The sequence below is a fragment of the Arthrobacter sp. StoSoilB13 genome (assembly GCF_019977255.1).
In the GTDB taxonomy this organism is placed as follows: domain Bacteria; phylum Actinomycetota; class Actinomycetes; order Actinomycetales; family Micrococcaceae; genus Arthrobacter.
In genome coordinates this window covers 2514470-2527095 of the sequence record NZ_AP024647.1, presented here as the reverse complement: position 1 = coordinate 2527095, position 12626 = coordinate 2514470, and the positions used below count along the sequence as shown (strand labels likewise).

At 63.1% G+C, this 12626-nt stretch carries 11 protein-coding genes and 1 pseudogene; 4 read left to right on the top strand and 8 right to left on the bottom strand.

The annotated features are described in order from the left end of the window. Nucleotides 1–29 precede the first annotated feature (29 nt). The 3 genes from LDP01_RS11880 to xylA form a co-directional block, all read right to left on the bottom strand. The gene (locus tag LDP01_RS11880; RefSeq protein WP_224091174.1) at nt 30–1013 is read right to left on the bottom strand and encodes a LacI family DNA-binding transcriptional regulator; all 984 of its coding nucleotides are present in this window, start codon (nt 1011–1013) and stop codon (nt 30–32) included. A 68-nt stretch (nt 1014–1081) separates the two neighbouring features. Continuing rightward, complete coding sequence (locus LDP01_RS11875) at nt 1082–2512, bottom strand: xylulokinase (RefSeq protein ID WP_224089375.1); 1431 nt, start codon at nt 2510–2512, stop codon at nt 1082–1084. Nucleotides 2513–2622: 110 nt separating this feature from the next. Beyond that, nucleotides 2623–3810 carry a xylose isomerase gene (gene xylA, locus LDP01_RS11870; protein WP_224089372.1) on the bottom strand — a complete coding sequence of 396 codons (1188 nt, stop codon included), beginning with the start codon at nt 3808–3810 and terminating at the stop codon, nt 2623–2625. Nucleotides 3811–3892: 82 nt separating this feature from the next. Between xylA and LDP01_RS11865 the strand changes: the two are divergent. The 3 genes and pseudogenes from LDP01_RS11865 to LDP01_RS11855 all read left to right on the top strand — a co-directional run bounded on the left by LDP01_RS11865 (nt 3893) and on the right by LDP01_RS11855 (nt 6625). Further along, nucleotides 3893–5156 (top strand): annotated as a pseudogene (locus LDP01_RS11865) (ROK family protein). A gap of 132 nt (nt 5157–5288) precedes the next feature. After that, the gene (locus LDP01_RS11860; protein ID WP_224089369.1) at nt 5289–6404 is read left to right on the top strand and encodes a YihY/virulence factor BrkB family protein; all 1116 of its coding nucleotides are present in this window, start codon (nt 5289–5291) and stop codon (nt 6402–6404) included. Continuing rightward, the gene (locus LDP01_RS11855; RefSeq protein WP_224089365.1) at nt 6401–6625 is read left to right on the top strand and encodes a hypothetical protein; all 225 of its coding nucleotides are present in this window, start codon (nt 6401–6403) and stop codon (nt 6623–6625) included. The genes LDP01_RS11860 and LDP01_RS11855 overlap by 4 nt, the downstream gene beginning before the upstream one ends. Before the next feature lie 22 nt (nt 6626–6647). On the opposite strand, the gene LDP01_RS11850 is transcribed toward LDP01_RS11855, so the two are convergent. The 4 genes from LDP01_RS11850 to LDP01_RS11835 all read right to left on the bottom strand — a co-directional run bounded on the left by LDP01_RS11850 (nt 6648) and on the right by LDP01_RS11835 (nt 10330). Continuing rightward, entirely contained in the window at nt 6648–6827 is a 180-nt protein-coding gene (locus LDP01_RS11850; RefSeq protein WP_224089363.1) for a hypothetical protein, read from the bottom strand. 283 nt (nt 6828–7110) lie between these two features. Next, the gene (locus tag LDP01_RS11845; RefSeq protein ID WP_224089361.1) at nt 7111–7950 is read right to left on the bottom strand and encodes a sugar phosphate isomerase/epimerase family protein; all 840 of its coding nucleotides are present in this window, start codon (nt 7948–7950) and stop codon (nt 7111–7113) included. Further along, nucleotides 7947–9161 carry a dihydrodipicolinate synthase family protein gene (locus tag LDP01_RS11840; protein ID WP_224089360.1) on the bottom strand — a complete coding sequence of 405 codons (1215 nt, stop codon included), beginning with the start codon at nt 9159–9161 and terminating at the stop codon, nt 7947–7949. The genes LDP01_RS11845 and LDP01_RS11840 overlap by 4 nt, the downstream gene beginning before the upstream one ends. Then, a complete protein-coding gene (locus tag LDP01_RS11835; RefSeq protein WP_224089359.1) occupies nt 9161–10330 on the bottom strand; it encodes a Gfo/Idh/MocA family protein in 1170 nt (389 codons plus the stop codon). Before LDP01_RS11835 ends, LDP01_RS11840 begins: the two co-directional genes overlap by 1 nt. A 197-nt stretch (nt 10331–10527) precedes the next feature. On the opposite strand from LDP01_RS11835, the gene LDP01_RS11830 reads away from it, so the two are divergent. Then, nucleotides 10528–11568 carry a LacI family DNA-binding transcriptional regulator gene (locus tag LDP01_RS11830; protein ID WP_224089357.1) on the top strand — a complete coding sequence of 347 codons (1041 nt, stop codon included), beginning with the start codon at nt 10528–10530 and terminating at the stop codon, nt 11566–11568. Between the two features lie 181 nt (nt 11569–11749). On the opposite strand, the gene LDP01_RS11825 is transcribed toward LDP01_RS11830, so the two are convergent. Then, a complete protein-coding gene (locus tag LDP01_RS11825; RefSeq protein WP_224089354.1) occupies nt 11750–12523 on the bottom strand; it encodes a sugar phosphate isomerase/epimerase family protein in 774 nt (257 codons plus the stop codon). Between the last annotated feature and the right edge of the window lie 103 nt (nt 12524–12626).

Below are 12626 nucleotides of genomic sequence, written 5' to 3'. Positions count from 1 at the left end.
AGAGAGGGCCGGAGAACTGCGTGCTTCGGTTAGTTCGAGAGGGGCGCCGTGGTGGACCGGACAACGAGCCGGGGCTTCACGGTCACCGGAGTACCCGTAGTGCCGGTCTCCAGGCGATCAAGCAGCAGGCCGATGCAGCGTTGCCCAAGCTCCTCAAAGTCCTGGGCCACGGTGGTCAGCGGCGGGATGAAGTAGGCGGCTTCGGGTTGGTCGTCGAAGCCCACAACACTGATATCCGCGGGGACCCGGACGCCCGCTTCATGGAACGCCCGGAGCACCCCGAGGGCCATTTGGTCGTTGGCGACGAACAGGGCCGTCATGGAACGCTCAGCGGCGATTTTCAGGCCCTCGAGGTAGCCGCATTCAGCGCTCCAGTCGCCTTCGATCAGGGCGGCTGGTTCCAGGCCGGCCTCCCGCAGGGCATCCCGCCAACCCTCGGTGCGGGCAACCGCGTCAATCCAGTCAGCAGGCCCGGAAAGATGCCCGATGTGCTTGTGACCCAACCCGAGGAGGTGCTGTACGGCCAGGCGCGCTCCCTCGCGCTGGTCCACGGTGGCGCCGCTGAGGTGCTCGTCGCCGACAGAGCCCACTGCCACCAGCGGCACTTGAGCGGTGATGTCCTTGAGGACGTCAAAGGTTCCGGGGTGCGGCACTGTCACGACGATGCCGTCCACGCCTTGGTCCATGAAGTGGGCCATGGCGTCCTTGATGGTTTCAGGCGTGACTTCCCGCAAGCCCGCGACGCTGACAAAATAGCCTGCGTCCCTGGCTGCCTGCTGCACTCCGAGAAGGGTGTGGGACGGGCCGTACTGCGCCAACTCGCTTCCCAGCACACCGATGGTCTGGGAGCGCCGGGTCACCAGGCTGCGTGCAGCGGTGTTGCGGCGGTACCCAAGTTCAGTGATTGCCTGCTCAACGCGCTCCCGGGTCTTTGAGCTCACGTTGGGGTGGTTGTTCAGAACACGGGACACAGTTTGGTGGGAAACGCCGGCAACGCGGGCGACGTCCTCCATGACAGGAGGCCTGTTTGCTGCGGATTGTTCAGTGCTCACCCTGTCACGATAGAGCACATACGCGGCGATCAGCCCAAGGCGGCCTTGGCGGCGTAACGGCGGTACCTCGTCAGGAACGCCGGCGTCCCGGAAGTCTTTGACGCAGCAACCTCGATTCCTTCAAGCGGCCAATCGGGCAGCTTTCCCGTGAGGACGCCGGCCGCTTGCCGTGCAGCACCGTTTGCCACGTATTCCCCGGGAGCGGGCACGAACACCGGCAATCTGAAGACTTCAGCGGCAACCTGCTGCACAGCCTCGGACTGGGCGCCGCCGCCCACCAGGATGATGCGGCTGGCCGCCACGCCCTGCGCCTGCAGGGCGGCGAGGCCATCGGCCAAGGAGCACAGGACGCCTTCGACGGCGGCCCTGGCCAGATTCGCGGGGGTGTAGTTGGAAACCGTGAGCCCATGGAGGGAACCTGTGGCATCCGGAAGGTTGGGCGTCCGTTCGCCTTCAAAATACGGCACAAGCGTTAGGCCGCCTGCACCTTCAGCGGCGGATAGCGCCAGCTTGCCGAATTCCTGTAAGTCCACGCCAAGCAACGCAGCGGTGGCATCGAAGATCCGGGTGGCGTTGAGCGTACAGGCAAGAGGCAGGAAGTTCTCTGTGGCATCGGCGAACCCTGCCACCAGCCCGCTCGCATCCTGGGACGGGACCGCCGACACAGCGAACACGGTCCCTGATGTGCCGATCGAAATAACAACATCTCCCACTGCGGCGCTGACGCCCAGCCCTGCTGCGGCGTTATCGCCTGCACCGGGTCCGATCAGGGCACCGCCCGGCGTCTTGCCGGATGCTTCCAAAGGCCCGACGACGGCCGGCAGCACCGGGACATGGCCGAGGGTGCCTTTGAGGACTTCCGGGAAGTATTCGCCCGTTCTGGACGAGAAGTACCCCGTGCCGGAAGCATCGGAGCGATCTGTGCGGAGCAGCTCCAAAGAGGACGGTCCTGTGCCAGGCCCATGACCGGCCAAACGCCACGACAACCAGTCATGCGGAAGGCAAACGGCAGAAGTGCGCCGGGCATTTTCCGATTCGTTTCGAGCCAACCACCGAAGTTTGCTGGCCGTCAGGGATGCCACGGGCACCGTCCCCGTGCTGGCTGCCCAATACGAAGCTCCGGCCGCGGCATCGCCTTGGCCGGCTTCAAGGATCAACTCTTCGGCGTCCAGCGCGGACCGGGTGTCATTCCACAGCAGCGCCGGGCGAACCACGTTTCCTGATTCATCCAGGCAGACCATGCCGTGCTGCTGGCCCCCGACCGAGACAGCATCGACGTCGTCCAAGCCGCCGGCCTGGCTGATGGCTTCCTGGAGGGCACTCCACCAATGATCTGGATGGACCTCGGTGCCCTCAGGATGTGACGCGCGCCCCTGCCGCACCAGGGCTCCTGTGTCAGAGTCCCTGATGACCACCTTGCAGGACTGGGTGGAGCTGTCGATCCCGGCTACGAGAGGCATGCGTTTGTTCCTTTGCGGACTGTTCTTTTGGGGGACCGTCGCCGGGACTGGCAGCCCGGAAAAACAAGGAACCTTGTGGCCCCGGCGACGGAATTGCGAATGGCTGGTCTTTAGCGCGCGCCCAGAAGGTGCTCGATGGCGAGCTGGTTGAGGCGGACGAACGCGAACGAGCGCTGGGCGGCCTTGTCGGCGTCGAACGTTTCGAAGGCGCCGGCGTCAGCCAGGAGGTCGGCGGTGGTTTCGCCGGCGTTCAAGGTGGGCTCGCCGAGTTCGAAGACGCCCGAGGTGGCCAGCGCTTCCTGAACCTCCGGATCTGCGCGGAAAGCGAGGGCGCGTTCCTTCAGGAGCAGGTACATGGACATGTTGGACTTGGCCGATTCCCATACGCCGTCGTAGCCGTCCGTGCGGGAGGGCTTGTAGTCGAAGTGGCGGGGACCGTCGTACTTGGGCCCGCCGTTGGGGAAGCCATTCTCCAGGAGGTCCACCGTAAAGAAGGCGCTGGTGAGGTCGCCATGGCCGAAGACGAGGTCTTGGTCGTACTTGATCCCGCGCTGGCCGTTGAGGTCGATGTGGAAGAGCTTGCCGGCCCAGAGGGCTTGGGCAATACCGTGGGTGAAGTTCAGGCCCGCCATTTGCTCGTGGCCGGTCTCGGGGTTGAGGCCCACAATGTCGCCGTGTTCCAGCTGGGCGATGAACGCTAGGCCGTGGCCAACAGTCGGCAGGAAGATATCGCCGCGGGGCTCGTTGGGCTTGGGTTCCAGGGCAATCCGAAGACCGTAGCCCTTCTCCTTGATGTAGCCGGCGGCGGTGTCCACGCCTTCCTTCATGCGATCCAACGCGGCGGAGAGATCCTTGGAGCCGTCGTATTCGCTGCCTTCGCGGCCGCCCCACATCACGAACGTCTCGGCGCCCAGTTCAGCGGCGAGGTCGATGTTGCGCAGGATCTTGCTGAGGGCAAAGCGTCGGACGGAGCGGTCGTTTGAGGTAAATCCGCCGTCCTTGAAGACGGGGTGGCTAAACAGGTTGGTGGTAACCATCGGAACCTTGAGGCCCGTTTCGGCCAATGCGCCCTTGAAGTTCTTCAGGATGAGGTCGCGCTCGGAGGCGCTGGCGTCAAAGGGGACGAGGTCGTTGTCGTGGAAAGTGATGCCGTAAGCGCCGAGTTCACTGAGCTTATGAACGGCTTCAATGGGGTCCAGGGGTGCCCGGGTTGCAACGCCGAAGGGATCGGCGCCCGTCCATCCCACGGTCCAAAGGCCAAACGTGAAGCGGTCCTGGGGAGTTGGCTGCGGGGTCATTGTTGCTCCTTTGCAAGGCGGTGGGGAGGCCATGGATAAAAAGCACTCCAATTAGTTTTCAATCTGAACTATATGGGGGATGATGGATCATGGTCAATGGAAGCCAGCAAAAATCTTTCAAGCCCTTGAGGAGGCTGCCCGAGTGAATGAGCAAGCTGCCCCGGGGCGCGTAGGTGACGTCCGCCGTCGTAATCTTTCGCTTGTCCTGGATTCGATCGCCCGCAACGGCGACGCCAAGCCCAGCCGCGCGCAAGTGGCGGCTGGAACAGGGCTGACCAAGGCGGCGGTATCGAGTTTGGTCGCTGATCTCGTGGAGTCAGGCCTCGTCTCCGAGGTGGGCCTGTATCGCGATGGGGAGCGGGGGCGGCCAGGCCAGGGCCTTGAGCTCAGCTCCCGCCGGGGCGTTGTCGGAATGGAAATCAACGTCGACTATCTGGCCGTGGGCTTGGTGGACCTCGGCGGGAACCTGCGATTCAGTTCCACGGTGGAGTCCCGCAACCGCGGGCTCAAGCCGGGTGCCGTCATGGACGAACTGGGCGTGCTGGCCGGTCAGGCGAAAGCCGCAGCCGCCTCTGCCGGCATCACGATCCTCGGTGGTGGTCTTGCGGTTCCCGGCCTGGTTGATGAGCAACACGACATCGTCCTGTCCGCTCCAAACCTCCATTGGGAGCACGAGCAATTGAATCCGCGGGCGTTGCTGGAGGACGCGCCGCTCGGTGTCAGGCTGTCCAACGAGGCAAACAGTGCTGCGCTTGGTGAGCTTTGGTACGGCGAAGGCCCCCTCGGACTTCCTCTACGTTTCCGGCGAAGTGGGCGTTGGCGGTGGGGTCATCATCGGTTCTGAGCTCTACACGGGACCTGGCGGTTCCGCCGGAGAACTGGGCCACATCGTGGTGCATCCCGAGGGGCCTTCATGTTCCTGTGGAGGGGCCGGCTGCTTGGAAACATTCGCCGGCCAGGAAGCCATTTTCGAAGCTGCCCGCATCCCGGAGGGGTCTCTTGGCAGGCGAACCGAACTTCTGCTCGCCGCCTTGGCCGCCGATGAGCCGCATGCCAAGCGTGCAGTTCGGGACGCCGGACGGTACCTGGGCATCGCGCTCGCCTCTTCTGCGCGTCTGATGGACGTCGAAGCCGTGGTGCTCGGGGGGCACTTTGCCGTCCTCGCCGAGTGGCTGAAACCGGCAGTGCTGTCGAGTTTGGAAAGATACGCACCGGGGCTGCTGAAGCCGGAAAGCCTCACAGTTTCGCGTTTGGAGCACTCCGGGACGCTGCTGGGCGCGGCGGGTCAAGTGATCCGCGCTGTCATTGAATCGCCGTCCGAATTCCTTCTGGGCAAACCCGCGTAGGGCACCTTTCCACGGGGCGGTTTCCGGGATCCGCAGGATCTCTGCGCCTGGTTCTTCCATGCAATTCATCAGCATGCTTACTATTAAGTGGTCAGTTTGTTCGCGCATGCTCAACCCACGAACAGGTGTCCCATGAGTACTCAAAATTCAGCACACACCAGCACGGCGAAGGCGGGCAGCGCTCCCGCCCCTGAAGACGAGCGCAAGCCGGATAGTCTCAACGACCTGGTGAAGCCCACGTGGATGTATATAGCCAAGAGGACGCTGCGGGAGTTCAACAAGGATCAGTGTCCCGATGCCGCTGCCGGCCTCACCTACTATGCAGTGCTTTCCCTTTTCCCCGCGCTTTTGGCGTTGGTTTCCCTCATCGGGATCTTTGGCGACGCCGGGAAAACCACCACGGCGTTGCTGGATATCGTGCAGCAGTTCGCTCCAGGGCCCGGTGTTGACGCCATGCGGCAGCCCATTGAGGAATTGACTCGCTCCAACGCGGCGGGCTTTGCACTGGCCCTGGGCATCCTGGTGGCGTTGTGGTCGGCCTCCGGGTACACCACGGCCTTCAGCAGGGCGATGAACCGCGTGTACGAAGTGGATGAAGGCCGCGGCTTCATCAAACTGCGCGGGACGATGCTCGCCGTGACCGTCGTCGCGCTTGTGGGCGCGGCACTGGCCGCCGCGATGCTCGTCCTGAGCGGACCAGTGGCAGAGGCTATAGGTAAGGCAATCGGAATGTCCGACACGATCCTCACAGTGTGGAATATCGCCAAGTGGCCTGTCCTGATCGTGCTGGTGGTCATCGTCATTGCGGTGCTCTACTACTACACCCCCAACGTCAAGCAGCCCAAGTTCCGTTGGATGAGCCCGGGATCCCTCATTGCCCTGGTTATTTTTGCACTGGCATCGCTCGGTTTTGGCTTCTACGTTGCGAATTTCAGCAATTACAACAAGACCTACGGAACGCTGGCAGGCGTCATCATCATGCTGCTCTGGCTGTGGATCCTGAACATGTCGCTGCTTTTCGGCGCGGAATTTGACGCCGAAATGGAACGCGGGCGGCAATTGCAGGGAGGTATTGAAGCTGAAGAAAGCATCCAACTCCCGCCGAAGGATACCAAGCGCAGCGATAAGCAGCAGAAGCAGGAAGACGAATTTATCCGCCGCGGGCAGGAACTTCGTGAGAACTACGAAGACGAAACACGCGCCAACGAAGCCCGGGAACGAAACGCAGATGCCAAAGACAAGAAGTGAAGCGCAGCGCGTCAACGGGGGCCGGTACCACCCGCAGGAAGCTCAAGGCTGTTCGCGACGGTGACAGAGTGGAGATCCATGGTGAGGTTTTCCGTGTCAGCTCCGTCCAGCCCGAAGAGGGAACCCGGAATATCCGGGTGGAGTTGCAAGCCAACGACGGCGGCACTCTCACCTTGATCGGTGTTCCGCGCGCGCAGGTCCACGTGCCCGCCAATCTTTAGCCGGGCTGGGGCTCCGCGCGGATTACGCCCCTGCAGGGAAGCCCTGGTCGGCGTCGTCCCACCAGCCCTCCCAGGCGCTGGACGACAGGCGCTCCGAGGCGAAGGTGGCAGCAGGCGAGTTTTCTTCAGGGGAATCGCCTGAGGAGCCGCTGTGGCTGCTGCTGGCGTCCAGGAAAAAGTTGAGAGTCTTCAAGAGCATCATGGTGGTGTCCTTTCAGTGGTTTCTTGGACCTCTTTGTCCAGGTGAAACCAGCGTAGGTGGCCATTGTTTCCTCTCATCGACGCAATGTTTCAGCTATGTACCACTTATCTAACATGGGCATTCCGCGCCTCCCCGCTGAAACAAAACGTTACGAAAAAGCGAGCCCCTGCCGTGACCGGGCAGGGGCTCGCTTGCTTTGGGGGCGGTCCTCCCGCGGAGCTTAGGGCATCCGCGGGAGGACCACGTTCTTGGGGTTGTTGGGGTTCGTGGGGTCTTAGGGTTGTTAGGCGTACGGGAGGACAAGCTCCGCGTAACGCTGCTTCATGGTTTCCAGGACGGTATCTCCATCGGCGTCCCAGATCTCCTGGTTGAAGATCTCAACCTCGATGTCGCCCGTGTATCCGGCGTCGCGGACCCAGGTGCCGATCGTCGCGAAGTCAATGACGCCGTCGCCCATCATGCCGCGGGATAGCAGCGCGTCTGAAGCGATCGGCAGGTTGAAATCACATACCTGGTAGGAGGCAATGCGGTCTTCGCGCCCGGCGCGTTCGATCTGCGCCTTCAGTTCCGGATCCCACCAGACGTGGAACGTATCGACTGCGACGCCCACAGTCCTGGCGTCGTACGGCGCGGCGAGATCCAGGGCCTGGCCAAGGGTGGAGATGAGCGCGCGGTCGGCGGCATACATCGGATGCAGGGGTTCCAGCACCAGCCGTACGCCGTTCTCCGAAGCGAACGGGACCAATTCTTCGAGGCGGTCGGCAACGCGCTGGCGGGCAGCAACCACGTCCTTCTCGCCTGGAGCAAGCCCGCCAACCACCAGGAACAGCTCTTGGGTGTCCAGCGCGACTGCTTCGCGGACGGCTTCGAAATTGTCCGCCAGCGCCGCAGCCTGACCTTCAGCATCAGCCGCCGTGAGGAATCCTCCCCGGCACAGGGACGAAACCCGGAGCCCGGCGTCCTTGATGAGCTTCGCTGCTTTATCCAGCCCAGCCTCGGCAACACGGTCACGCCACGGTCCGATCGCGGGAATGCCGGCGCGTGCACAACCGTCAACGGCTTCGGCAAGAGTCCACTTCTTGGTAGTCGCGCTGTTCAGCGAGAGTCTGGAAAAATCGCTCATGCGCCCACTCCGTTGATCCTGAGGTAATCGGACATCCGGAATGCTGCCAGTGACGGGTCCTTCAACAAGCCGGCCTGATCGGCAAGTTCGAAGGTCTTGGCCAGGTGCAGCACAGATCGTCCCGAGTGCAGTCCTCCAACCATCTGGAACCCGGGCTGCTTGCCGTTGAGCCAGGACATGAACGCGATGCCAGTCTTGTAGTAGAACGTCGGTGCGCTGAAGATGTGCTTTCCGAGCTCACGCGTAGAGTCCAGGATGGCCCGACCCTCTGCACTTTGGCCGGCGTCGTACTTCTGCAAGGCAACCGAAGCAGCGGGGTAGATGGCAGCGAAGATGCCCAGCAAGGCATCGGAGTGGTGCCTCTGGTCGCCGTCGATCAGCTCCGGATAGTTGAAGTCGTCGCCCGTGTAGAGACGGACTCCTTCCGGAAGGTTGGCGCGGAGGGCGACCTCATGGGAAGCGTCCAGAAGCGAGACTTTCACGCCATCCACCTTGTCCGCGTGCTCGCGGATCAGGCTGAGGAACGTCTCAGTGGCCACGGAAACATCATCCGAGCCCCAGTATCCGGCCAGCGCGGGATCGAACATGGTGCCCAGCCAGTGCAGGATGACCGGTTGGTCAACTTCCTGCAGGAGCGTCGAGTAGACGTGCAGGTAGTCGTCGGCGCCGCTGGCCACCTTGGCCAATGCGCGGGAGGCCATGAGGATAACTTTGGGGCCTGCTTCGCTGACGACGGCGATCTGCTCGCGGTAGGCATCGATGACGGCCTGGATGCCGGCCGCGCCTTCAGGGAGTGCACTGATATCCAACTGGTCCGTACCTGCGCCGCAGGAGACAAGGTCCCGGACGGACTCGCCGGCCGTTGCTGAGTTGCCCGCTGCCACAACGGAAGCTGCCTCGGCACCGGTGCGCTTGATGAGCTGCTGGGTAGCTGCCCAGTCCAGGCCCATGCCGCGCTGCGCGGTATCCATGGCATCAGCCACCCCAAGTCCGTAGGACCAAAGCTCATGGCGGTATGCCAGCGTGGCATCCCAATCAAGCTGCGCCGGAGCGCCGGGGGTGTTGTCAGCAGCGACCTCAGGGATGACGTGGGCTGCGGCGTACGCGCGGCGGGCCGTCAGCGGGGCGCTCGGCTTGACCCACGCAGTGGCGGGCTGGAGGCGGTACTCGCGGGTGCCGCCGTCGTTGGTGGGAAGAATGAGTGACGTCATTAGAGGGTGATCTCCGGGATGTCGATGGTGCGGCGCTCCGCCGAGGACTGGAGGCCGAGCTCGGCAAGCTGTACGCCGCGTGCTGCGGAGAGCAGGCCGAAGCGGTGTTCGCGGCCGGCCACCACGTCGCGCAGGAATTCTTCCCACTGCAGCTTGAAGCCGTTGTCCAGTTCAGCGTTGGCGGGGACTTCCTGCCACTGGCTGCGGAAGGATTCGGTGACGGGCAGGTCCGGGTTCCAGACGGGCTTGGGGGTGTGGGCGCGCTGCTGCGCAACGCACTTGTTCAAACCGGCGACGGCGGAACCGTGCGTACCGTCGATCTGGAACTCGACCAGTTCGTCGCGGTAGACGCGGACGGCCCAGGAGGAGTTGATCTGCCCGATGACCTCGTCGCCGGCCGGGGTTTCGAGTTCGAAGATGCCGTAGGAAGCATCGTCAGCGGTGGCCTTGTATTCCTTGCCGGCTTCATCCCAACGCGCGGGGATGTGGGTGGCGGTCTTGGCGTTGACGCTCTTGACCTTGCCGATGATGCCTTCGAGCACGTAGTTCCAGTGGCAGAACATGTCCGTGGTCATTCCGCCGCCGTCTTCCTTCCGGTAGTTCCAGGACGGGCGCTGGGCTGCCTGGACGTCGCCTTCGAAGACCCAGTAGCCGAATTCGCCGCGGATGGAGAGGATGCGGCCGAAGAATCCCTCGTCCACGAGGCGGCGGAGCTTGACCAGGCCGGGGAGGTACAGCTTGTCGTGCACGACGCCAGCGGTGACGCCGGACTCCTTACCGATTTGCGCCAGCTCGATTGCTTCCTCGAGGGTCTCAGCCGTGGGCTTCTCGGTAAAGATGTGCTTGCCGGCGCGCATGGCCTTCTTCAAGGTGGCGGCGCGAAGGCTGGTCATTGAGGCGTCAAAGACGATGTCCACAGTGGGGTCGGCGATGACGGCGTCCAGGTCCGTGGACCATTCGGAGACCTTGTGGAGTTCGGCGAGCTCACGGATCTTGGCTTCGTTGCGGCCTACCAGGATCGGTTCCACCTGAACCTTGGTGCCGTCTTCGAGCGTGAAGCCACCGGCTTCGCGGATGGGGAGGATGGATCGCAGCAAGTGCTGGCGGTAACCCATACGGCCGGTGATGCCGTTCATGGCGATGCGGATCGTCTTTGTTTCGTAGCCCATGTTTTCTCCAGGTCCTTGTGTGCCGGCCGCTGTGCGTTGCCGGTGTTTGCAATTCGAGAGGTTGGGAAAGCGCATTCCCGTTGCATCGATCATGCACTATGCCGAGCTGGGTTGGCAAGCGCTTTCCCAAAAATGGGTGAAGACTGCCATAATTTCTTTAGCGCCAGTCTCAAAGGCTTGCAGAAAAGGAGGGCCTCGTGGCCGCCAGCACATTGAGTGAAGTTGCCCGTTTGGCAGGGGTGTCCCTTGCCACGGCGTCCCGTGTCCTCAACGGTTCCACCCGTAAGCCCGCAGAGGATATCGCGGAGCGCGTCCGTGAGGCCGCGGAAAAGCTCGGCTACGTCCCCAATGCCCAGGCCCAGGCGCTTGCAAAGTCCAGCTCGGGACTCATCGGACTGATTGTCCACGACATCGCCGACCCCTACTTTTCGGCCATTGCCCGCGGCGTCCAGGAGGCGGCTCGCCAACAGAACCGCATGGTTTTGTTGGCCAGTACCTCCGGCGCTCCTTCGGATGAGCGGGAAGCTGTGGCAGCCTTCGCTGCCCGTCGCGCAGATTCAATCGTCATCGCCGGTTCCCGCTCGGCACGGCCCGAGGATGAGCAGGGCAATCTGGAGCTCGCTGCCGAGTTGGATCGCTATTGCCGTAATGGCGGGCATGTCGGCGTCGTGTGTCACCCGATCGTGGGCTCCACTACCGACGAGGGCTACCACGTGGTTGAGGTGCCCAACGAGGACCTCGCCGCGGAGCTCGCTGACCAGTTGGCTGCCGTGCATGAGGGCGCCTTCGTCGTTGTTGGCGGCCCTGAAGGGCTCCTGACCTCCGATGACCGGATCCGCGGCTTCCAGCGCGGACTCGCCGACACCGGCCGGCACCCCGCCGAGGTTATCCGTACAGGCTTCAACCGCGCGGGAGGATACGACGCCGGGCTGGCGCTGGCCGAACGAATCAAGGCCTCCGGCGAACGCCTCTGCATCTTCGCGGTGAACGACGTCATGGCCATAGGCGTGACCGCCGCATTGCGGTCAGAGGGCGTGTGGATTCCCCGTGACGCAAACATCGCTGGTTTTGACGACATTGAAACGCTGCGGGACTTCCGTCCCGCCCTGTCCACGGTGTACCTGCCGCTTGAGGACATTGGAAGGCTTGCGGCCGGCGACCCGGATGGCGGCTCTGTGGTTGGCTCCGTCAAACTCCGCCGAAGCACCGAGCTGCCGGTGGAGAGTCAAACAGCCTAGTTGCTTGCAGTTTTCGTGAGCATCGCGGGCCCCTTGGCCGGCCCGGCCGGGCGGAAGCGTGGATCTGGTTTTCTCGGCGTCGTGCTGGGATTACACATTTGTAGCGATACCGCTAGGAATATGTAATCGGCGCAAGTGATGCCAGTAAGCTTTCGACCGCTCCGAGGCCGTCGAAGTGGCGTTAGTCTTCCCCGAGCGTAATAGTGTGCAGGAAAGCGGCGTCGTTGAGCACGTTGTCCGGGAGGTCATCCTCAACGAACTCCAACATGATGTCCATGTCCTTGCCGTTGCCGCGAAGGACATCGGAGACAGTCTGCCATAGGAGCTTGCGCGACCTCAGTGGATGGCGTTCAGCCTCAGGTCCCCAGGAAAAGCAGTGGACGCCCACCAGATGGGGGAGGACTTCGTGCAGCGATTCCAGCGCCTGCTGGTCGGAAAGCCCGACGGCGGGCTGCCAGTAAGTGCCGACGTTGGCGTGGTTCACACGCCGCAGGAGCTCAAGCGTTGTTTCGGGGGAGTCCGTGAGTGTATTGCCGTGGTACTCGAAGGCGATTGCGGTCCCTCGGGCCGCGGCCAGATCGGCGATGCGTTGCGTGTCCTTAACCACGGCGTCCCAGTGCTCTTGGCTGGCGTCTGCTGAACCAAGCTCCCCGGCCCAGACCCGGATCCGACGCGCGCCGAGCGCGGCCGCGAGGCTGAGGACGGGCTCGAAATCGCCGAAAGCTCCAGATCGGTAATAGGAACCGAGCGACATGACGCTGAGGCCTGCGGCCTCGGTGGCCTCCTTGGCATGGGCAGCGGATGTGGTGTCACTGACATGGACATCAGTGCCCCACTCGATGCCTGCCAAGCCCGCGTCGGCAGAAATGCGCACGATGTCGTCAATCCCCAACTCCCGCAGGGTGACGGAACAAATGCCGGGCGTCAGGTCCGCCAACGTCGTGAGATCGATCATTTGTTCAGGTTAGTCGGAATGCGCTTACCGTGCGAGTGTGTCATGACCCCGAGCTCGACAAAGCTGAGAATGATCCTCTGGGCCGTCACCAGGCGAGCCGGCC